Consider the following 20,674-nt stretch of genomic DNA (forward strand, 5'->3'; position numbering starts at 1 on the left):
GCGGATCATGGCCGAGGCGGCGCGCCGGGGGCCGTGCCGGGATTCCGCGGAACGGGTCGCCGGGGCCGGCGGGGCGGTGGCTGTTAGCGTGCCGGTCATGCATCGCAGCCGCCTGTACGGCGTGTTCGTCGACTCACCCCGTGCCGAGGCCGACGCCACCGTCTCCTTCTGGAGCGCCGCCCTGGGCGTGACACCCGAGCGGCCGGCCGACGACGAATACACCGTGCTGCCCGGCGCCGCCGGCCACGAGCTGGCGTTCGAGGTGCAGGCCGTCGACGACGCCCCGCGCTACCACCTCGACATCGAGACCGACGACGTGGCCGCCGAGGTGGCCCGGCTGACCGCGCTCGGCGCCAAAGAGGAGGCGCGGCACGACGGCTGGACCATCCTGCGCGCGCCCGGCGGCCACCTGCTGTGCGTCGTACCCGTGCAGAGCGACCGGCCGTTCTTCTACCGCCACGCCCGCACCTTCGACTCCTGAGCACGTACCACCGGCTCGAAGATCCGCGTGATCAGGGAGTGGAGACCACGACCCGCCGGCGACCCGCGCGACTCAATCCCTGATCACGCGGATCGGTGCGGGGCGGGGAGGCCGATCGGGTTCATCGCCGGCAGGTGGGTGCGGGCCGCCATGGCGATCGGGTGGAGCAGGGAGGCCAGCCGCTCGGTCGCCGTACCGCCCAGGCCACGCCACGGCGCGACGGCCAACTCGTCGGTGCGGCGTTCGATGTCGTCGCGGGCGGTCCGCGCGGCCGTGGTCGGCCTGCCGTCGACCTCCAGCCAGCCACGCTCCACCAGCCGGGTGGCGGCCGCGTCCCACTCCTCGTCCGACCAGCCCCGGTTGGGTTGCAGGACCTCCCGGTCGCTGTCCAGGGCAGACCGCCACACCAGCGCCTCGACCCCGTCGAGACCGGCGTTGACCAGCGTCGCCACGTGCCCGTCACCGCGGTGCTCGCGCAGCACGGTCGCCGCCTGCCACAACACCCCGACCGGGTCGGCCGGCCACGGCAGGTCGGCGTGCGCGGCGGCCAGCGCCCGCCCGGCGAGATCGGCCTGACCGGCCGCCGACCGCAGCAGTTCCGCCGCCTCGGCCACGTCGGCCGCCGGCACCGACCCGAGTACGTCGTCGAGCGCGGCCCGGGCACCGTCGAGCCGGGCGGCCAGGGTGTCGGCCGGGGTGGCCCGGGTCCACACGTCGGGCAGGGCCCGCCGCACCATCGCCGGGTGGAAGCCGAAGAACGTGGCGTGGACCGGGCCGGGGCCGACCGGCCCGAACGCCGCGGCCCGGCCGGCGAAGTAGCCGCGCCAGTAGCCGCGCAGCCCGACCGCCTCGTAGCGGGCCCGGGCCTGCGGCGCGAAGTAGGTGACCGCGTGTACCGGTTCGAAGAGGGTCCACATCCGTCGCGCCCGGTCCATGCCGTCTCCCGCCTCCGGTCCGATGATCATCCGACTGTCGCACACGACCACGTCGGCCCAGTAAACCCGACGGCGGGAACACGACCCGTGCCGTGTTCCCGCCGTCCCCCCGTTTCGGGACAAGAGGTGCCGGTCCGCACGGTTGGGGGGCAATCCGCGCGGACCGGCACCGGCCTAATTGGTTTCGACAACTCCGGAGCAGGCAAACCGCAGGGAGATGTCGATCTCGGCGTCGTAGCTGTTGGAATCGAGCAGCCCGGTCAGCACGATCTCGCCGGCCGGCAACTTGTCGGCCGTACCCTCCTGGAGGGTGGCGCTGCCCGCGAACGAGTCGCCGGGCTCCAACTCGACGAAGCCCTCCGGCTGGCTCATCTTGGCGTATCCCGCCGACATCGTGTTCAGGTACCGGCCCTTGTGCCGCAGCAGGCTCAGCGTGATCGACGAGGTGTCCTCGGTGTCCACCGTGTAGCCGTCGCCGGACTTGACCAGCGAGACCTGGCCCTGACCGCCGACCTTGGCATCGGTGTCGAAGTAGACGCTGACGATCAGGTCGCCGGTCGACTTCGAGCGGTAGCAGCGCGTCGTGGCGACCCAGCCCGGCGTCGTACCCGGCAGGTCCCCGCCTTCCAGCTTGATCTCGCCGCGCGGGACGGTCGAGACCGTCGCCGTACACGCCGAACCACCCTCGAGGCCGGCGAACACCAGCGTGTCGCCGCGCTGGAGCAGGTCGCCGGCCACCCCGCCGAAGCCGGCGATCAGCGCCAGTTCCTCGTCGCTGAGCTTGTCGTACGTCAGCCGGTCGACCAGCCGCCACTGGCCGGCGGCCAGCATCTTCGACAGGTCCTGGCAGGGGCGGGCGCTGGCCAGCGTCACCTGGGTCTCGGTCTCGGCGACCGGTACGACGTCGGCGGAGACGTACAGGCCGGCGAACGTGGTCAGTCCGCCCCCGGCGGTCGGGGCACCCGCGTCACCGCGATTGCCCATCGTGGGTCCTTCGTCGTCGCCGGTGCAGGCAACCAGTCCGGCCATCGCCAGCAGGCCGGCGGCGAGCAGCAACGCCCGGTGGGGCTTAGAGGCCGTCATAGGAGTACTTCACCTTCGGGCAACGCGGGTCCTCTTGCACCCGCACGATGGGCCAGGAGAGGTCGCTGAACGGGAAGCTGCTGCCGCCGAGCAGGATCTCGACTTCGCCGACCGGCCGGCCGACCCGGTAGTCGGCCAGCACCTCGAACCGGGTGCTGAGGAACGGATAGAAGCGCAGTACGCCGTCGAGGAACTGGGCGCCGCCCTCGCCCTTCATGATGAAGAACGGGTTCGGGCCCTCCCGGTCGTTGGTCATGACGCTGATCTCGTTGTCCTGGCCCGCGAAGCCCTTCGGCACGTTGACCCCGGTGACCGCACCGGCGGCCTGGAGCATGCCACTGCTCTCCGCACCGGCGTACCCGGCCGTGCCCTTGAACGGACCGGCCACCCCGGTGCAGCTGACCAGGTCGACGTGGACGTCCATCAGCTTCGCCAGGAGAAGGTTCACCTCGCTGCTGCCCTGGGCCAGGATGATGTCCGCGCCGTGGTACTTGACCTCGATGGTGATGGTCTGCGCCGGCAGTCCCGCCTTGACCAGGACCTCCTTGAGCAGGTCGAAGGTCTTGCCGATACCGAAGCCGACGGCGTTGGACAGGAAGCCGTAGGCGTCGCCCAGCTCGAACGGGAAGCTCTCCTTGTCCAGCTTCGCGATGAACAGGGCCTTGCCCTTCAACTCCTCGCCCTCGCCCGCCGGGTCCTCGACCGGTGGCTTGAGTTCCACCGTCGCCTTACCGTCGTCGCCGGTCTTCGACCCGCGGGTGAACTTGGCGCTGTCCGCCGACACCGCCTTCAGCAGTTGGTTGCCACCCTCCTGGTACCCGCCGAGCAGTGGCTGCTCGCTGGCCCACTTGATGGTCATGCCCTTCATCGGGCCGGGCTTGGGGACGTCAACCCCGGCCAGTGCGTAGCACTCCAACTTGTCCAGGGCGATCCCCGCGTCGAAGAGCGCGGTCGCGGTGAGCGTGACATGTTCGTCCCGGGTGCCCGCCCGGTGCTTGAAGTGCGTGCTGCTCTTGTCGGCGGTGAGGTCGAGGCGGGCGCCGAGCATCAGCAGGATCGCGCTCGCCGCCGCACCGGCCTTGCCCCACGCCTCGTTCGCCTTGTCGAAGGCCTCCTTGCCGCCTTCGGTGAGGAACTCCTTGGACAGCCGGTCCTTCAGTTCACCCTTCAGGAAGTCGGCGTGGGCCTTGCCGGCCGCGTCGCCGGGACTGGCGAAGATGGCGGCGAACTCGCCGCAGGGCCCGGCCGGGTCGGCGTGAGCGACCCCGCCGCCGAGCAACCGGTCGACCAGTCCGGGGCGGCCCAGTGCCTGCGGCTTGGCGCCCGGCTTCACCTCGCCGAACCGGCTGGTGGCGTGCCCCAGCAGCAGCGTGGTCTGCAACGGGTCGAGGAACACCGACGCCGGGTCGGCACCGGGAAAGAAGACCTGCTGACGGTGGGCGGCGAGGGCGCGTACGCCGGCCGCCGCGGTGACGAAGACCGGGTTGTCGCCGGGCTCCTTGGCCCAGTTGCCGATCGCGGCGGTGAGCTGGGCGAACGTCGGGTCCTTCTCGGTCAGCCCGACCGAGGTGAGCAGGGTCGCGAACTCCTCGACGGAGTAGCGGTCACCGGCCCGGGTCGCCCGGGCCAGAAGCGGGACGAGCTCCGCGTAGACCGGCGCGTCGACCATCGCCAACTGGTCGGGCACCGCCACGACCGGCCCCTTCGCGGACACGATCGCGTGCCCGGAGCGGCGCAGCAGTTCGGCGGTCGCCGCGGCCGACCGGTCCGCGTCGTCGGAGAGGATGTCGGCGACGAGTTGCTCGGCCGCCTGTGCCGGGTCGTCGGGCAGCCCCTTGGCCACCGCCTCGACGGCGGCGCTGTCGACGGTGCCGGCCTTGCCCGGCTCGTCGTCGTCGCCGGGAGTGCATCCGGTGGCGACGAGCGCGGCGCAGATGAGCGCCGCCGTCGATCGTCGCCACCGGGCTCGGGTGGTTCTGCGTCGTACGCCGCCACCTCGTGCACCGCAGGAGGTGCGTGTCATCGGTATTTCCCTTCGCAGCCGGGGCCTGCCCCGTGGTGGCACGCGTCAGTGCCGCCCATGAAGCAGTGAAGCCGCCGGCTGTCCCGGGCAACCAGGGACCGTTGTCCCACCGCTTCGGGATCTTCACGGGCGCTGAGTCCTGCCCACGCCGGCGTCGGCCCGGTCGATCGGTCCGGAAGCGCGACAGCCACCGAGCGCGGTGCTCGGTGGCTGTCGGAGCCGGTCGGCGCGGGCTCAGCCCTCGACGACGGTGATCACCAGCGGACCACCCGGTGGCTGCTGGGTGTGGCCCGGGTAGCCGTACATGCTCCGATTGCCCGCCGCGTCGGTCAGCGTGAAACCGATCGTGTACTGGCCGGGCGGTACCGATCTCGGGTGTACGGAGAGCCCGAGCCGACCGTCCGGTGGCTCATGGATGCCGCCGTGGCCGCCGCCCTGCGAAACACCGGTGGCGTCGTACATCGTCGCGCTCGTCCCGGTCACCGGCGCGGGTGAGGTGGTGTCGACCACCACCACGATCGAGATTCCCCAGGCGGCTTCCAGCTCGGACTGCGTCCAGATGGACTTGGGCAGCGACGCCGACAGGGCGACCGGTGGGACCGTGTCGGCCACGCGGGTGATGGCGAGCCCCAGGTCGGTATTGCCGTGCGCGGTGCCGTAGAACGCCTCGTTGCCGGCGGCGTCTTTCAGCGCGACGCCGTTGATCACGCACCGGTCGGCGAAGGTGTTGGCCTGGATCTGCACCGTCGCGGTGCCATCTTCACGGATGGTCGGCGTCGTGTTTGACTGCCAGCACCGGCTGACCTGGACCTCGACCGACACCAGGCCACCGACCGCGCCGGACGGGGTGAACACCAGGTCGGCGGTCTTGGCCGTACGCCAGTTGTCGACGACGTCCGGCGTCACCGCGAAACCGGTCGCACCGAGCACGTCGTTGCGGCTCACCCGGATCGTGGGGGCGGATACCCCGGTGAGGACACTGGTGTTGCCGGCGTTGTCGGTCAGCACGACCTTGAGCACCGACCAGGCACCGGACGGGCTACCGGCCGGGATGACCGCCGTGATCGAGCACCATGCGAAGGTGGGGTCGTAGACGTCGCGGCCCTCGCCGCACTCGGGTGCCCAGCCACCGACGTCCTTGACGGCGAAGGGAGCGACGACCCGCTGTCCCTGCGGACCGCCGAGCACCACGCGTCCCTTCCAGAAGCCGCTGCCATCGTCCGTGACCAGGGTGTCGTATCGGAGGGTCACCCCGCCGCCGTCGTCGTAGACGGCGGTCGACTGGCCGTACGGCAGCGAGAGTCCGCTGACGGTGGGTCCTGTTCCGTCGACGAGCTGGGACACGCTGAACTGGGCGGCCAGAGCGTTCCGGCCGAGCTTGCGGCTGTTGCCCCGGTCGTCCTCCACGGTCACCTTCGTGACCTGCCAGGTGGCCGCCGGCGCCGAGCCGTACCGGGGCACCGGGAACTCGTACTCGTAGGTCGAACTCCGTACGTCACCGGACGGCGACCACACCTGGCCGACGCCGGCCTCGAGCGCGTAGGTCACCGTCCGGACCGGGCCGACCGGCTCCGAGTCGACGAACTGCCGCAGTTCGACAGCACCCCGCACGGTGGTGGCGGCAGGGTCCTGATTGGTAACCGTCCAGGTCAACTGGACCACGGCGTAGTCCTCGGTCACGTCGACGTGGCTGGCACTCCAGGCGACGTCCGAGATGGACAGTGCGGGTGTGCGTGGGGCGGCCTCGGCGGGTGTGCCGATCACAGGGCCGCGACCAGGGTCGTCACCACCGCTGCGGGCAGTATGCGGATACGCGACAGGATCAAGTGCTCTTCCTCCTGTTGGGACGGTCGCCTCCCGCGACCGGGCGCAGAGCATAACGTCACCCTCCGACAACCCGCTGTCGATTTCCGCCGGCCCGCGGCCCGGTCGCGGTGGCGGTCACCGCAGGTCGCGGAAGAAGTCGCGGATGTCGGCGGTGAGCAGTGCCGGCTCCTCCAGCGCGGCGAAGTGGCCGCCCCGGTCGACGTCGGTCCAGCGGGTGATGGTGTGTGCCGCCTCGGCGTAGCGGCGGATGCCGACGTCGTGCGCGAAGACAATGGCCCCGGTCGGTACGCCGGAGTTCGCCGCCTGGGCGCCCCAGCCGTGCTCCTGGGCGTATCCGACGTACGCCGCCGAACCGGCCGTGCCGGTCAGCCAGTAGATCATGACGTTGGTGAGCAGCCGGTTCCGGTCGATCACCTTGTCCGCCTCGACCGGACGGGGGTGGGTCCACTCCCGGAACTTGTCCATGATCCAGGCGAGTTGGCCGACCGGGGAGTCGGTGAGGCCGTACGCCAGGGTCTGCGGGCGGGTGCCCTGGATCGCGATGTAGCCGAACTCCTCCCGCATGAAGGCCTCGATGCGGCTGATCCGGTCGCGTTCGACGTCGGTGAGGCCGGCGAGTTCGTCGTCGGGCAGCGGCAGCTCGGGGATGTCTCCGGGACCGCCGTTGACGTGCACGCCGGCGACGAGGTCGGGTGCCACCCGGCCGAGTTCGGGGCTGACCGCGGCCCCGATGTCGCCGCCCTGCGCGCCGTACCGGTCGTAGCCGAGGCGGCGCATCAGTTCGGCCCAGGCGCGGGCGATCCGGGCGGTGTCCCAGCCCCCGTCGGCGGTCGGGCCGGAGAAGCCGAAGCCGGGCAGCGACGGGATGACGAGGTGGAAGGCGTCGGCCGGGTCGCCGCCGTGCGCGCGGGGGTCGGTCAACGGGCCGATGATGTCGAGGAATTCGACGACCGAGCCGGGCCAGCCGTGGGTGAGCACGAGCGGGAAGGCGTCCGGCTCGGGTGAACGGACGTGCAGGAAGTGGATCCGCTGGCCGTCGATCTCGGTCGTGAACTGCGGGTACGCGTTCAGTTCGGACTCGGCGGCCCGCCAGTCGTACCCGGTACGCCAGTGGTCGGCCAGGTCCCGCAGCCAGCCGGTCGGCACGCCGGTGTCCCAGCCGTCGCCGGGCAGGGCGGCCGGCCAGCGGGTGCGGTCGAGCCGGTCCCGCAGGTCGTCGAGCTGGGCCGGCGGGATGTCGATCCGGTACGGGGTGATGTCTTCGTTCATGCCGACGACGCTACGGACCGAACAGGACAGCTTCTGTCCTAGCTGACCGGCAGACTCGGGTTCATGCTGGAAACCTCGGCTCGGCTGCTGCGCCTGCTGTCCCTGCTCCAGACGCCCCGCGACCGGAGCGGCGCCGAACTGGCCGGGCGGCTCGAGGTCGACGTACGTACCGTGCGCCGCGACATCGACAAGCTGCGCACTCTCGGCTATCCGGTGCACGCCACGCCCGGTGTCGCCGGTTACCGGCTCGGTGCCGGCGCCAACGTGCCGCCGCTGCTGCTCGACGACGACGAGGCGGTCGCCGTCGCGGTCGGCCTGCGCACCGCCGCCAGTGGTGGCGTCGCCGGCATCGAGGAGACCTCGGTACGCGCTCTCGCCAAGCTCGAACAGGTGCTGCCGAACCGGCTGCGGCGCCGGGTGAACCTGCTGCACTCGGTCACCGTGACGATGCCGGCCGGCGGCCCGACCGTCGACCCGGCCCAGCTGACCGCCGTCGCCGCCGCGTGCCGCGACCACGAGCGGCTCCGGTTTGACTACCGCGGCCACGACGGGGCGGAGTCGACGCGTACCGTCGAACCGCACCGCCTGGTGCACACCGGTCGACGCTGGTATCTGGTCGCCTGGGACGTCGACCGGGCGGACTGGCGGACGTACCGGATGGACCGGATGGTGCCGCGGGCCCCGACCGGGCCGCGCTTCCGGCCGCGCGAGGCGCCCGATGTCGACCTGGCCGACTACCTGTCGCGGGGAGTGACGACCGGCGCCTACCGCTATCGGGCCCGGATCACGCTGCACGTGCCGGCGACGACGGCGGCCGAACTGGTCCCGCCGACGATCGGCGTCATCGAGGCTGTCGACGACGGGAACTGCCTGCTGCACACGGGGTCGAACTCGCTCGACGAACTCGCCGTCCACGTCGGGCTGTTCGACCTGCCGTGCACGGTGCACGAGCCGGCCGAACTCGTCGCCGTGATCCGCCGGCTCACCGCGCGGCTGACCGCCGCGATCGACAGCCGGTGACCGTCGGTGGGTCCTGGCATCCTTGGGCGCATGTGCAGAAGCATCCGGGTCCTCCACAACTTCGAGCCGCCGGCGACCGAGGACGAGATCCACGCCGCCGCACTCCAGTACGTCCGCAAGATCAGCGGTGCGACGAACCCGTCGGCGGCCAACGCCGAGGCGTTCGACGCCGCGGTGGAGGCGGTCGCCGCCGCCACCCGTACCCTGCTGGAAAGCCTGGTGACCAAGGCGCCGGCCCGGGACCGCGAGGTCGAGGCGGCCAAGGCCAGGGCCCGCGCCGCCGAGCGGTACGGCAGCGCGGGCTGAACCCGTCGGGCCGGCGGGCCGGGGTCAGTCCCGGTCGGCGGCCAGCGCGGTCGGCGGCGCCGCCGCCAGCCGGTGGGCGGGCAGCACGCTGGCGAGCAGCGCCAGCAGGTAGCAGGTGGCGACCAGCGGCAGCACCGTCGACCAGGGGATTACCAGATCGACCGGCGACCCGAGCAGTTCGGTGTAGCCGTTGCGGAGCCCGACGAGCGCGGCGAACGCGACCAGTCCGCCGAGTACCGCGCCGATGGTGACGGTCAGCGTGGTCTCCACCGCGACGGTCCGGGCGACCTGGCCGGGGGTCGCCCCGGTCAGCCGCAGCACGGCGAAGTCGCGCCGTCGGGCGGTGGTCGCCATCAGCAGCGTGTTGGCGATGGCGATGCCGGTGTAACCGACCGACAGGGCGAGCAGCACCAGCAGGAAGATCCGGACGAGCCGGTCCTCCTCGGCGTCGGCGCGGTGGGCGTACTCGGCCGGGGTCGCCGCGAGTCCGCCCAGGCCCTCGACGCCGGCCCGGTCGGGGGTGATGCCGGCGGCGTACAGGACCGGGGTCAGCGCGGACGGGTCGTGCGTCCGGGCGGTGTCCCGGTTGATCAGGACCGGGGCGGGCAGGGCGTGGTCGCTGGCGAGGGCGACCACCCGCAGGGTGGCGGTCTCGCCGTCGGCGAGGACGACCCGGGCGGTGCCGCCCAACTGCCAGCCGTGCCGGTGCGCGGTACCCACGGTGGTGACCAGCGCGTCCGGGGCGGACAGGTCGTCGAGCGAACCGGACGAGACGGACACCGAGGCGGCGGCGAGCGCGGCGGGTTCGACACCGGACGCCTCGACGGGCCATGTCTCGCCGGCCGGCCCGGTCACGAAGATCCGGGTCGGCAGCTCGGCGGCGGAGGTGCCGCCGCCGGCCGCGACGGCCGCCGCGACGGCGTCGGAGAGTCCGGGTACGCCGTCCGGGGAGACCACCACGTCGGCGGGCACCCGTTCGGCCCGCTGGGTGCCGAACGCGTGCGACTGGATCTCGAACAGGCCGGTGATGAGCACCGCGAACCCGACGGTGACCAGCACCGGGGCGGCGGTGGAGGCGACCCGGCGGACGGCGACGAGCGCCCCCTCCCGGACCAGTTCGCCGGTGGCACCGCGCGCCGGCCGGGTGACCAGCCGCACCACCGGCGGGATGATCACCGGGGCGAGCAGGAAGAGGCCGACGATCAGCGACATCGCCGCGTAGATCATGAGGTTGACCAGCATCTCGGGGTCGAGCGCGGGGGCGGCGGCGATGACGGCGAGGCCGCCGGCGGTGCCGAGCACTCCGAAGATCCACCGGGCCGGGGTCATCGGCCGCCGGTCGACGGCCGCTTCCCGCAGCGCCTCCAGCGGACGCACCCGGCCGGCGCGGCGGGACGCCGACCAGACGCCGAGCAGGGCGACGGTCAGCCCTACGGCGACCGCGCCGAGCAGCACCAGCGGGTCGGGCAGCACCGTGAAGCCGGCCGGCTGGAGGCCGGCCTCGACCATCAGGTCGCCGAGGATCGGCCCGAAGACCGCGCCGAGCACCGCGCCGCCGCCGGCGGCGAGAAGGCCGACGACGACCGCCTCGCCGTAGATGATCCGGCGGACCTGGCCCGGGGTGGCGCCGACCGCCCGCAGCAGGCCGAGTTCGCGGCGGCGCTGGGCGATGCCGAACGCGAACGTCGACCCCACCACGAAGATCGTGACGAAGCCGGCGAGGCTCGCCATCGCGATCAGCAACTGCGCGCCGATCCACCGGGTCCGGCCCTCGAACTCCGGTTCCAGGGCGGTCCGGCCGGCACCGGCGTACACGTCGGCCCGGTCACCGACGACGTCGCGGGCGGCGGCGGCGACCGCATCCGGGTCGGCGCCGGGCGAAAGGCGCAGGCCGATGACGGTCACCCCGCCTCCCAGCCGGTCGGCGGTCGGGTCGGCGACGTGGAAGCCGGGCCCGTCGACGGTGCCGGTGACGGTCAGCGGCAGCGGGCCGGCACCGGTCAGCAGCGTCACCCGCTCCCCCGGCGCGTGACCGAGGTCGCGGTCGAGGGCCACCTCGCCGTCGGCGGCCGGCGCCCGGCCGGCGACGATCGGGTACGGCGCCAGCGCGGCGGTGGACCAGGCGTGCCCGTTGTGCTGCCCCTCGCTCGGCGCGCCGACCGGCCGGCCGTCCCGCACGAGCTGGGCGTAGAACGACAGGTCGGGTACGGCGGACTCGACCCCCGGCAGCGCCGCCAGGCGCCCGGCGAGCGGGCCGGCGTCGGCCCGGCTCCACGGCAGGAACTCGGGGAACGCCTCCGGGTCGGCGCCGGCCGGGGCGGCCCGCACCAGCACCTGCGCGCCGGCGTACCGGTCCGGCACCTTCGGCTGCGCCGCGACCAGGACCAGCAGGGTGCTGACGAGTACGGCGACGCCGAGCCCGAGGGCGACGAACGAGCCGAGGAAGGTGGCCCACCGGGCCCGTACGGTGGCCAGGGCGAACGTCACGCGCCGGCCTCCAGGTGCGCCATCCGGGCGGCGATCGCCTCCGGGCCGAGCCGGGAGCCCGTCGCCGGACCGCCGGCACCCGGGCCGGGCCGCGCCCCGGTCAGAGCGGGTGCCGGTGCGGTCATCTCGTCGACGAGACGGCCGTCGGCGAGGAAGAGCACCCGGTCGGCGTACGCGGCCGCGACCGGATCGTGGGTCACCATGATCACGGTCTGGCCGTGCCGGTCGACGATCCCGCGCAGCAGGGCCAGTACGTCCCGCGACGCTCTCGTGTCGAGCGCCCCGGTCGGCTCGTCGGCGAACAGGACCGCCGGCCGGGTCACCAGCGCGCGGGCGATCGCCACCCGCTGCTGCTGCCCGCCGGACAGTTCGCCGGGGCGGTGTCCGGCCCGGTCGGCGAGACCGACCTCGTCCAGGGCGCGCACCAGGTCGGCGCGGGCCGGGCGGCGCCCGGCCAGCTTCAGTGGCAGGCCGACGTTCTGTTCCGCCGTCAGCGCGGCGACCAGGTTGAACGACTGGAAGACGAAGCCGATCCGCTGCCGGCGCAACACGGTCAGCGCCCGTTCGCCCAGCGGGCCGAGGTCGGTACCGGCGATGGTCACCGTGCCGCCGGTGGGCCGGTCGAGGCCGGCCGCGCAGTGCAGCAGCGTCGACTTGCCGGAGCCGGACGGCCCCATGACGGCGGTGAACGTGCCGGCGGGGAAGTCGACGGTGACGCCGTCGAGGGCGGTCACCGCCTGCGGGCCGGTGCCGTAGACCCGGCGCAGGTCCGCCAGCCGTACGGCGTCGGCGGTCGTTTCGTGGAGGATCGTGGTCACCGGCCCAGCCAACCCTCCGGTGCGGCCGGGCACATTGGCGCAGGGACGAGGATCGAAGGTATAGCCAGCTCTACCGTCACCGGGTCGGGCCACCGGTAGCGTCTGCGGTGTGGTCGCCCGGACCGCCCTGGAGGCGCTTACCCTGCCGCCGCTGCGCCTGCTGCGCTCGCCGTGGCCGTGGCGGTCGCTGGCATACCTGGGTTCGGGGGTGCTCCTCGGCCTGGCCAGCGTCCTCGCGCTGGTCACCCTCGGCACGCTCGGGGTGGTGCTGCTGATCGGCGTCGTCGGCCTGCTGGCGCTGCCCGGCATGGTCTGGGTCGGGATCGTGGTGGCCCGGTTCGAGCGGCGCCGGCTGCGGCTGGTCGACACCGAGCCGGCGTACGACCCGCACCGCCGGCCGGCCCGGCCCGGCTGGCGGGCCTGGCTGTCGACCCGGACGCGGGAGGCGGCGACCTGGCGCGAGTTCGGCTACCTGCTGGTGTCGGCGCTGGCGCTGTGGTGGATCGACCTGCTGCTGGTGGCCGCGGTGCTGTACGTGCCGCTGATGTTCATGAGCGCGCCGTTCGTCGACTCGGACCTGCCGATCTACCTGACCGTGCCGTCGCTGCTGGGCGGGATCGGCATCCTGCCGCTGGCCACCTATCCGATCATGGCGTGGGCCGGCACCCGGGCCGCGATCGCCCGGGCGGTGCTGTCGCCCCGGGACACCGAACTGACCGCGCGGCTGGTCGAGGTGTCCCGGTCGCGGGCCCGGCTGGTCGACGCGTTCGAGGTGGAACGGCGGCGGATCGAGCGCGACCTGCACGACGGCGCGCAGCAGCGGCTGGTCGCGTTGAGCATGACGCTCGGCCTGGCCCGGCTCGACCTGCCGGCGGACTCGCCGGCCGGGCAGCAGGTGGCCCGGGCGCACGAGCAGGCGAAGGAGGCGCTGGCCGAGCTGCGGGAGCTGATCCGGGGCGTACACCCGCAGGTGTTGAGCGACCGCGGCCTGCCGGCGGCGGTCGAGGACGTCGCCGGGCGGTCGCCGCTGCCGGTCGACGTCGACCTGCCGCTGCCCGGCCGGCTGCCGGCCGCGGCGGAGCAGGTGGCGTACTTCGTGGTCACCGAGGCGCTGGCGAACGTCGCCAAGCACAGCGGTGCCAGCCGGGCCCGGGTCGGCGGCGGCGTCACCGGGGTCACCGGCGACTGGCTCATCGTCGAGGTACGCGACGACGGCGTCGGCGGCGCCGACCCGGCCGCCGGCAGCGGGCTGACCGGGCTCGCCGACCGGGTCGCGGCCGTCGACGGGCGGCTGCTGCTGTCGAGCCCGGCCGGCGGGCCGACCGTGGTCCGGGCGGAGATCCCGTGCGGGTAGCGCTCGCCGAGGACTCGGTCCTGCTGCGGGAGGGGCTGGCCGGGCTGCTCCAGCGGTTCGGGCACACCGTCGTCGCCTCGGTCGGCGACGCGACCGCGCTGGTCGAGGCGGTCCGGGTGCACGGGCCGGACGTGGTGGTCACCGACGTACGGATGCCGCCCGGCTTCACCGACGAGGGGCTGCGGGCCGCCGTCGCGCTGCGCGCCGCCCGGCCGTCGCTGGCCGTGCTGGTGCTCAGCCAGTACGTCGAGCAGACGTACGCGGCGGAACTGCTCGACTCCGGCCGGGGCGCCGGGGTCGGCTACCTGCTCAAGGACCGCATCGGTGAGGTCGAGGAGTTCGTCGACGCGCTGGCCCGGGTCGCGGCCGGCGGCACGGTCGTCGACCCGGAGGTGGTCCGCCAACTGCTGCGCCGCCGCCGGGATCCGTTGTCCCGGCTGACGCCGCGCGAGCGGGAGGTGCTGGGATTGATGGCCGAGGGCCGGTCGAACGCGGCCATCGCCCGCACCCTGGTGGTGTCGGAGGCGGCGGTGGCCAAGCACATCGGCTCGGTGCTGGCCAAGCTCGACCTGCCGCCGGACGAGGACGCCCACCGCAGGGTCCTCGCCGTCCTCGCGTACCTGCGCGGCTGACCCTGCCTGCCCTGCCCCCCGCAATCTTGCAGTCATCTCCCCCTTTTGTCGCTTCTGCCCGGCGACAAGTGCAAGATCGCGGGACCTACTTCTTCTTGGCCATCGCCGGCGTACGGGCGCCGATGAACTGCATGATCGCGTTGTTCACCTCGTCGGCGTGCGTCCACGGGATCGCGTGCGGGGCGCCGGGCAGGGTCACCAGTTCGCTGTCCGGCAGCATGGCGTTCAGCCGCGGCGCGGTCACCGGGTACGGCAGCACCCGGTCGGCGTCCCCGTGGATGATCAGCGTCGGTACGTCGATCCGGGCCACGTCGGCCCGGAAGTCGGTCAGCCAACTGCTGACGCACTCGTAGGTGCCGATGGGCGACGCGCTGACCGCGGTGTTCCAGTTCGCCCGGTACGCCTCCTCGCTGACCTGCTTGCCCCTGGTCTGGTCGTAGTTGAAGAAGTCGTTGAGGAAGCTGGTCTGGTAGGCGTAGCGGTCCGCGACGATCGCCTGCTGGAACCCGTCGAACACGGCCTTGTCGACCCCCTCCGGGTTGTCGGCGGTCTTGAGCAGGTACGGCGGGATCGTGCTGACCAGCACCGCCCGGCTGATCCGGTCGGAGCCGTACGTCCCGAGGTAGCGGGTGACCTCGCCGGTTCCCATCGAGTGGCCGATCAGCACCACGTCGCGCAGGTCCAACTCGTTGACGAGCATGTTCAGGTCCGAGGCGAACGTGTCGTAGTCGTAGCCCTCGGTCGGCCGGGCCGACTGGCCGAAGCCGCGCCGGTCGTAGGCGATGGTCCGGTAGCCGGCCATCAGCAGGGCCGGCACCTGCTTCTCCCAGGCCGCGCTGCTCAGCGGGAAGCCGTGGATGAGCACGACGGGCTGGCCGGAGCCGTGGTCCTCGTAGTAGAGGTCGATCGGCGCGGAGTTCTCGGTACCGACGGTCACGTAGGGCATGGCTGCTCCTCCTCTTGGGCGTACGCGCGGTGATCCCTGGCAGGCGCGTACAGGGGGATCCCGGCACGCGCGTGCGCGGCGGTATTCCCCACCGCCCGCGCGGTATTCGCGCGGGCCGGCCCGCGCTCAGAAGACGTCGGCCGCCGCGATCTCGGCCGCGCCCCGGGCCAGCAGGGTCCGGGCGCGGTCCAGCCCGTCGAGGGTGAGGCGCCGGATCGGGCCGGCGGCGCTGAGCGCGGCCGGGCAGCGCCCGTCGGCGGTCAGCACCGGCACCGCGACCGCCCGGATGCCCTCGTTGCGCTCCTGCTCGTTCAGCGCGTAGCCCTGTGCGCTGACCTGCCTCAACTCGGCCCGTAGCTCGTCGGAGGAGGTGATCGTGTGGGCGGTGTAGCGGGGCAGCCCGCTGTCGATCACCTGTTCCAGGAGCGCGTCCGGGCCGAACGCCAGCAGCACCTTGCCGGCCGCGCTGGCGTGCAGGCTGGTCAGCGCTGCCGGCAGGACGCCCAGCCGGACGGCGTCGTCGGCCGGTTCGCGGCGGTCGACGTAGAGCAGCGAGCGGCCGCTGACCACGCCGAGGTGGATCGTCTCGTTGCACTGCGCGACGAGCCGGTCCAGGACCGGCCCGGCGACGGTGACCAGGGAGTTCCGGCACCGGGCGTGATCGCCGAGCGGGATCAGCCGGGGGCCGAGGGCGTAGTCGCGGTTGGGCAGGCGGCACACGTAGCCGCGCTCCTCCAGCAGGGCGAGCATCCGGTGTGCGGTCGGCTTGGTGACGCCGGTGGCCCGGGCGACCTCGCCGAGGCTGGCGCTGCCGCGTTCGTTCTCCAGGGCCTCCAGGATGGACAGGGCCTTGCCGAGGGAGGTTCCGGCCATGGCCATCGCCCTTTCCGATCTGTTCCGTACGGGTGTCGCCGACGCATGGTCGCACACCTACCGGGCCGGGTCGGTGGGTGTGGTGGCGGCCACCGGCCCGCCGTGGGCGCCGGGGCCCGCGCGGCGGCTTCGACCCGGCGGCGATCACACCGCGTCGATGGTGACGGGTACGTGACACCGGGACACTGATCACTCTGCGTCAGAGTCTCGACACACAGGGATTCGTCACTATACTCGCATTCGTCAATCATTCACTTGATCAGATATTGACGGAAAATTATGCGCGCATGAGAGTCAGTGGGTCCGCGAACGGCGCCTCGCGCGCCATGCGGCACTTCCGTTTCCTCGCCGTCGGCAACGCCGTGTCCTCCTACGGCAGCTACCTCAACATGGTGGCACTCAACCTCTTCGCCTATCACCTGACCGGCAGCGCACTGCAGACCGGCCTGTTCATGGCGCTGCGGCTGGGCGCGAGCTTCCTCACCGGCCTGCTGGCCGGCAGCGCGGTGTCCAGGCTGGACCGCAAGCGGGTGATGGTCACCGCCGACTCCACCCAGGCGGTCGCCATGGTGGTGCTCGTGCTCGCCCCGGTGGCGACGCAGAGCACCCTGCTCTACGCCATCGCCACCATCACCGGCATCTGCGGCACGCTGTCCAGCGTCGCGCTGCGCAGCAGCATCCCCGAGATCGTCGGGGCCGACCGGCGGGTACGCGCCAACGCCCTCCTGGTCACCGGGCGGTCCCTGGCGATGGTGGCCGGGTTCGCGTCCGCCGGGCTGGTCATCGCCACCCTCGGCTACACCGCGGCGTTCATCATCAACGCGCTGACCTTCGCCTTCGCCGCACTCAACCTGGCCCGGCTGCCGATCAGCACCCGCAGGATCGCCGCCGCACCGGCTGCCGACGGCCCGGCCGGCGAAGCCGGCGCGAAACGGGAGAGCCTGCTCGGCGCGCAACTCACCGCGTTGCGCTTCCTCAAGGCCGCCCCGATCCTGCTCGCCATGATCGGCCTGCGGGCGATCGACGGATTCGGGTCCGCCTCGCACAACGTCGGCCTGCCGGTGCTCTCCAGCAGCATCGACCCGGGCAACCCGGCCGCGTTCATGTCGCAGTTCTGGACCGTCTGGGCGATCGGCAGCATCCTCGCCCAGCGCGCGGTGGCCTGGTGGTCGAAGCGGAGCGAACGCTCCATCAACGAACGGGCCTTCGCGATCGGCGCCATCGTGATGTCGCTGGCGTTCATCCTCGCGTTCACCACCCCGCCGCTGATCTTCGGCATCCTCGTCGCGCTGCTGGCCGGCGTCGCCGACGGGTTCACCGAGATCGCGTACACCTCGCGGCTGCAGACCGCGCCGGACGAGCAGCGCGGCTACGTCTTCGGCTTCTCGGCGATGGCGGAGAACTTCGGCTTCGGTGGCGGCATGGTGCTCTGCGCCGCGCTGATGGAGCGGATGAGCCCGCTCGCGGTCGTAGCGATCTTCCACGGGCTGGCCATCGTGCTCGCCCTGGCATTCCTCGCCGTTCTCGTCCTGCGCCGACGGGGACGCGGGACCGCCGGGCCGACCGACACCGGAGAGCCGGCCAGGACCGGTGACCCGGTTCCGGAACCGGCCGGCGGCGTACCCGAGGTCGTCAACCGCCCCACCGGCCCCACCAGCGAACGCGGCGAGGCGGACATGGCCGAGCGGAGCGAGGCGGGCACGTGACCGAGGGAATGGACCGGCGGATCGCGGTCATCGGGATGGCGTTCCGGCTGCCCGGTGCCGACAACCCGCAGACCTACTGGCGCAATATCCGCGACGGGGTGTGCAGCGTACGCCGCTTCGGCGACCGGGAGCTGGCCGCGGCCGGCGTACCCGCCGACCTGCGCGGCGCACCCGACTTCGTCGGGGTCAGCGGCGTGCTCGACGACATCGAGGGGTTCGACGCCGAGTTCTTCGGCATCAGCGCCCACGAGGCCCGGGTCACCGACCCGCAGCACCGGATCTTCCTGGAGACCTGCTACCACGCGCTGGAACACGGCGGCTACGCCGCCACCGCGTCCGGGACCCGGGTCGGGGTGTTCGCCGGGGTCGGCTTCCACCTCTACCCGCTCAACACCTACCTGTTGAGCAACCTCGCCCATCCCGACCGGGCCGACGACTGGCTGTCGGGGATGCAGGTGGCGGTCGGCAACCACGCCGACTTCCTCGCCACCCGGGCCTCCTACCGGCTCGGGCTGACCGGGCCGTCGATGGGGGTGCAGAGCGGCTGCTCGACCTCACTGGTCGCGGTTCACCTGGCCGGCCAGGCCCTGCTCGCCGGCGACGCCGACCTCGCGGTGGCCGGCGCGGCGGCGGTGCACGTGCCGGTGGCGCTCGGCTACCGCTACGTCAAGGGCTCGATCCTGTCCCGCAGCGGCCGCTGCCGGGCCTTCGACGCCGAGGCGGACGGCACCGTCGGCGGAAACGGGGTCGCCGCCGTACTGCTGAAGCGGTTGGACCGGGCGGTCGCCGACGGCGACACGATCCACGCGGTGCTGCTCGGGTGCGGGATCAACAACGACGGCGCCGCCAAGCACAGCTACACCGCGCCGAGCGCGGCCGGGCAGCGCGGCGCGCTGCTGCGCGCGTACGAGGTCGCCGGGGTCTCGCCGGACGGGATCGGCTACCTGGAGACGCACGGCACCGGCACCTTCAAGGGCGATCCGATCGAGTTCGACGGCATGACCTCGGCGTTCCGCGAGCACACCGACCGGGTCGGCTACTGCGCGATCGGCTCGGTGAAGCCCAACATCGGGCACCTCGACGCCTGCGCCGGCATGGCCGGCCTGATCAAGACGATCCTGGTGCTGCGGCACGGCGAGATCCCGCCGATGGCCGGCTACCGGCGCCCCAACCCGGCCCTGGACCTCGACACGAGCCCGTTCTACGTGCCGACCGCGCCGCGCCCGTGGCCGGCCGGTGACGGGCCGCGCCGGGCGGCGGTGACCGCACTCGGTGTCGGCGGCACCAACGTCCACCTGATCCTGGAGGAGGCGCCGGCGCGGCGCGTACCGGCCGGCGAGGCACAGGTCCCCGGCCTGCTGCCGCTGTCCGCCCGGCACCCGGACGCGCTGGCCGGCCTCGCCACGGCGCTGCGCGACCACCTGCGCGGCGACCCGGACGTCGAGGTCGCCGATCTGCTCACCACCACGGCGCTCGGGCGCCCGCACCTGCGGCACCGCCTGGTCGCCTTCGGCGCCACCCCATCGGCTCTGGCCGACGCCCTCGACGCGTATCTCGACCGGCCGGACCGGTCCGACCTCCGGTTCGTCACCGGCGAGCCGGCCCAGGACGCGCCGGTCTTCCTCTATTCGGGGCAGGGCACCCCGGCACCGGGGATGGCCCGGGTCCTGTACGACCGTTTCCCGGCCTTCCGCGCCGTACTCGACGAGTGCGACCGGCTGCACACCGAGGCCGGCGGCCGGTCGCTGCTGGCCGCGCTCACCGGTGAGTCCACATCGGACGCGGTCTGGGACACCGAGTTCGCCCAGCCGGCGCTGTTCGCCTACCAGGCGGCGCTGACCGGGCTGTGGGCCGCGCTCGGGATCGCCCCGGGCCTGGTCGCCGGGCACAGCGTCGGCGAGTACGCGGCCCTGCACGCGGCCGGCGCGCTGTCGCTGGCCGACGGTATCCGGCTGACCCGGCTGCGCGGCGAACTGATGCACCGGGCGACCGCTCCCGGCGGAATGCTCGCGGTGCTCGCCGACCCGGAGACCGTCGACCGGGTCCGCGCCGAATGCCGTGACCTCGACCTCGCCGCCGTCAACACGCCGACGAACCGGGTGCTCGCCGGGCCGGCCGCCGCCGTGGACCGGGCCGGCGCGCTGCTCGACGGGTGGGGTGTGCGTTGGCAGCGGCTGGCGGTCGACCGGGCCTTCCACTCCGCCCTGCTCGATCCGGTGCTGGCCGACCTGCGCCGGGCGCTCACCACGGTGCCGCTGCGCCCGCTACGGATTCCGCTGGTCAACGGCCTGGACGGCACGGTGCTGCCGGCCGGACACGTGGTCGACGTCGCGCACCTGCTGCGGCACGCCCGCGAGCCGGTCCGCTTCGACCTGGTGCTGGAGACGGTCGGCCGGTCCGGGGACGCGCCGCTGGTCGAGGTCGGGCCGAACGCCGTACTGGCCGGGCTGGGCCGCGCGGTGCTGCCGGACCGCCCGGTGACCGCCACCCAGCGGCGGGGCGCCGAGATCGAATCGCTCGGCCGGGCGGTCGCCCGACTGCACGCGACCGGCGCCGCCGTGAACTGGCCGGTGCTGCTCGCGGGCTGCGGCGGCGGGCGGGTGCCGCTGCCGGCCTACCCGTTCCAACACCGTCCACACTGGATCGGACCGGTCGCCGCCGGCCCGCCGCCGCCCGCGCCACCGGCGGACCCGCCGGCCGGGGCCGACGAACAGACGCTGCGGGCCGTCGCGGCCGTCGCGGAACAGGTACGCGGCCTGGCCACCACGCAGGCCCGGCTGCTGGGCCAACTCGCCGAGGTCGTCGCGGCACGACCGGCCACCGAACCGGGGGCACCGGCCCCGGCGACCGACCGCCACAACGGCAGCAGTGTCTCTGGGGTGTGACCCCGGCCAACCGCAAGTCTCTGGAGGAA

Annotated in this window: 17 protein-coding genes; 8 read left to right on the forward strand and 9 right to left on the reverse strand. The window is 73.1% G+C overall.

Going from position 1 to position 20,674, the window contains the following annotated elements:
- Nucleotides 1-97: 97 nt before the first annotated feature.
- Nucleotides 98-481, forward strand: a complete 384-nt coding sequence (locus QCD66_RS26220) for a VOC family protein (protein WP_364213739.1) — start codon at nt 98-100, stop codon at nt 479-481.
- A gap of 83 nt (nt 482-564) precedes the next feature.
- On the opposite strand, the gene QCD66_RS26225 is transcribed toward QCD66_RS26220, so the two are convergent.
- The 5 genes from QCD66_RS26225 to QCD66_RS26245 all read right to left on the reverse strand — a co-directional run bounded on the left by QCD66_RS26225 (nt 565) and on the right by QCD66_RS26245 (nt 7,618).
- Complete coding sequence (locus QCD66_RS26225; RefSeq protein ID WP_407566829.1) at nt 565-1,446, reverse strand: SCO6745 family protein; 882 nt, start codon at nt 1,444-1,446, stop codon at nt 565-567.
- A gap of 144 nt (nt 1,447-1,590) precedes the next feature.
- A complete protein-coding gene (locus QCD66_RS26230) occupies nt 1,591-2,499 on the reverse strand; it encodes a hypothetical protein (RefSeq protein WP_375734799.1) in 909 nt (302 codons plus the stop codon).
- Nucleotides 2,486-4,522: a hypothetical protein gene (locus QCD66_RS26235; protein ID WP_375734800.1), complete on the reverse strand. Its 2,037-nt coding sequence runs from the start codon at nt 4,520-4,522 to the stop codon at nt 2,486-2,488. Before QCD66_RS26235 ends, QCD66_RS26230 begins: the two co-directional genes overlap by 14 nt.
- 234 nt (nt 4,523-4,756) lie before the next feature.
- On the reverse strand, nt 4,757-6,286 hold the full coding sequence (locus tag QCD66_RS26240) for a hypothetical protein (RefSeq protein ID WP_375734801.1): 1,530 nt from the start codon (nt 6,284-6,286) through the stop codon (nt 4,757-4,759).
- 177 nt (nt 6,287-6,463) lie between these two features.
- Nucleotides 6,464-7,618 (reverse strand): epoxide hydrolase family protein, encoded by a 1,155-nt coding sequence (locus QCD66_RS26245; RefSeq protein ID WP_375734802.1) that lies wholly within the window; start codon nt 7,616-7,618, stop codon nt 6,464-6,466.
- A gap of 63 nt (nt 7,619-7,681) precedes the next feature.
- Here QCD66_RS26245 and QCD66_RS26250 point away from each other — a divergent pair, with 63 nt between their 5' ends.
- Together QCD66_RS26250 and QCD66_RS26255 are read left to right on the forward strand one after the other, a co-directional pair.
- Nucleotides 7,682-8,638, forward strand: a complete 957-nt coding sequence (locus QCD66_RS26250) for a helix-turn-helix transcriptional regulator (protein WP_375734803.1) — start codon at nt 7,682-7,684, stop codon at nt 8,636-8,638.
- Between the two features lie 30 nt (nt 8,639-8,668).
- Nucleotides 8,669-8,944 (forward strand): DUF2277 domain-containing protein, encoded by a 276-nt coding sequence (locus QCD66_RS26255; protein ID WP_364213721.1) that lies wholly within the window; start codon nt 8,669-8,671, stop codon nt 8,942-8,944.
- A gap of 24 nt (nt 8,945-8,968) precedes the next feature.
- Here the strand turns inward: QCD66_RS26255 and QCD66_RS26260 are convergent, their stop codons facing one another.
- Both QCD66_RS26260 and QCD66_RS26265 read right to left on the reverse strand, forming a co-directional pair.
- Nucleotides 8,969-11,431 (reverse strand): ABC transporter permease, encoded by a 2,463-nt coding sequence (locus tag QCD66_RS26260; RefSeq protein WP_375734804.1) that lies wholly within the window; start codon nt 11,429-11,431, stop codon nt 8,969-8,971.
- Complete coding sequence (locus tag QCD66_RS26265; protein ID WP_375734812.1) at nt 11,428-12,240, reverse strand: ABC transporter ATP-binding protein; 813 nt, start codon at nt 12,238-12,240, stop codon at nt 11,428-11,430. Before QCD66_RS26265 ends, QCD66_RS26260 begins: the two co-directional genes overlap by 4 nt.
- 118 nt (nt 12,241-12,358) lie before the next feature.
- Between QCD66_RS26265 and QCD66_RS26270 the strand changes: the two genes are divergently transcribed.
- The gene (locus QCD66_RS26270; RefSeq protein ID WP_364213712.1) at nt 12,359-13,603 is read left to right on the forward strand and encodes a sensor domain-containing protein; all 1,245 of its coding nucleotides are present in this window, start codon (nt 12,359-12,361) and stop codon (nt 13,601-13,603) included.
- The gene (locus QCD66_RS26275) at nt 13,594-14,235 is read left to right on the forward strand and encodes a response regulator transcription factor (RefSeq protein WP_364213709.1); all 642 of its coding nucleotides are present in this window, start codon (nt 13,594-13,596) and stop codon (nt 14,233-14,235) included. Before QCD66_RS26270 ends, QCD66_RS26275 begins: the two co-directional genes overlap by 10 nt.
- 85 nt (nt 14,236-14,320) lie before the next feature.
- On the opposite strand, the gene QCD66_RS26280 is transcribed toward QCD66_RS26275, so the two are convergent.
- Both QCD66_RS26280 and QCD66_RS26285 read right to left on the reverse strand, forming a co-directional pair.
- Nucleotides 14,321-15,181: an alpha/beta hydrolase gene (locus tag QCD66_RS26280; RefSeq protein WP_364213706.1), complete on the reverse strand. Its 861-nt coding sequence runs from the start codon at nt 15,179-15,181 to the stop codon at nt 14,321-14,323.
- 126 nt (nt 15,182-15,307) lie between these two features.
- Nucleotides 15,308-16,054: an IclR family transcriptional regulator gene (locus QCD66_RS26285; RefSeq protein WP_375734805.1), complete on the reverse strand. Its 747-nt coding sequence runs from the start codon at nt 16,052-16,054 to the stop codon at nt 15,308-15,310.
- Between QCD66_RS26285 and QCD66_RS26290 the strand changes: the two genes are divergently transcribed.
- The 3 genes from QCD66_RS26290 to QCD66_RS26300 all read left to right on the forward strand — a co-directional run bounded on the left by QCD66_RS26290 (nt 16,053) and on the right by QCD66_RS26300 (nt 20,645).
- Entirely contained in the window at nt 16,053-16,229 is a 177-nt protein-coding gene (locus tag QCD66_RS26290; RefSeq protein ID WP_375734806.1) for a hypothetical protein, read from the forward strand. The two genes, QCD66_RS26285 and QCD66_RS26290, sit on opposite strands and share 2 nt — an antisense overlap.
- 112 nt (nt 16,230-16,341) lie before the next feature.
- Entirely contained in the window at nt 16,342-17,760 is a 1,419-nt protein-coding gene (locus tag QCD66_RS26295) for an MFS transporter (RefSeq protein WP_407566830.1), read from the forward strand.
- Nucleotides 17,757-20,645: a type I polyketide synthase gene (locus QCD66_RS26300; RefSeq protein ID WP_375734808.1), complete on the forward strand. Its 2,889-nt coding sequence runs from the start codon at nt 17,757-17,759 to the stop codon at nt 20,643-20,645. Before QCD66_RS26295 ends, QCD66_RS26300 begins: the two co-directional genes overlap by 4 nt.
- Nucleotides 20,646-20,674: the final 29 nt, after the last annotated feature.

Source organism: Polymorphospora sp. A560 (genome assembly GCF_045781765.1).
GTDB lineage: Bacteria > Actinomycetota > Actinomycetes > Mycobacteriales > Micromonosporaceae > Polymorphospora > Polymorphospora lycopeni.

Excerpts from the sequence above, each read along its gene's own strand:
- QCD66_RS26285 (WP_375734805.1), bottom strand. The coding sequence starts at position 16,054 with ATGGCCGGAACCTCCCTCGGCAAGGCCCTGTCCATCCTGGAGGCCCTG.
- QCD66_RS26225 (WP_407566829.1), bottom strand. The coding sequence starts at position 1,446 with ATGATCATCGGACCGGAGGCGGGAGACGGCATGGACCGGGCGCGACGG.
- QCD66_RS26250 (WP_375734803.1), top strand. The coding sequence starts at position 7,682 with ATGCTGGAAACCTCGGCTCGGCTGCTGCGCCTGCTGTCCCTGCTCCAG.
- QCD66_RS26245 (WP_375734802.1), bottom strand. The coding sequence starts at position 7,618 with ATGAACGAAGACATCACCCCGTACCGGATCGACATCCCGCCGGCCCAG.
- QCD66_RS26235 (WP_375734800.1), bottom strand. The coding sequence starts at position 4,522 with ATGACACGCACCTCCTGCGGTGCACGAGGTGGCGGCGTACGACGCAGA.
- QCD66_RS26290 (WP_375734806.1), top strand. The coding sequence starts at position 16,053 with ATGGCCATCGCCCTTTCCGATCTGTTCCGTACGGGTGTCGCCGACGCA.
- QCD66_RS26255 (WP_364213721.1), top strand. The coding sequence starts at position 8,669 with ATGTGCAGAAGCATCCGGGTCCTCCACAACTTCGAGCCGCCGGCGACC.
- QCD66_RS26295 (WP_407566830.1), top strand. The coding sequence starts at position 16,342 with ATGAGAGTCAGTGGGTCCGCGAACGGCGCCTCGCGCGCCATGCGGCAC.
- QCD66_RS26220 (WP_364213739.1), top strand. The coding sequence starts at position 98 with ATGCATCGCAGCCGCCTGTACGGCGTGTTCGTCGACTCACCCCGTGCC.
- QCD66_RS26280 (WP_364213706.1), bottom strand. The coding sequence starts at position 15,181 with ATGCCCTACGTGACCGTCGGTACCGAGAACTCCGCGCCGATCGACCTC.
- QCD66_RS26230 (WP_375734799.1), bottom strand. The coding sequence starts at position 2,499 with ATGACGGCCTCTAAGCCCCACCGGGCGTTGCTGCTCGCCGCCGGCCTG.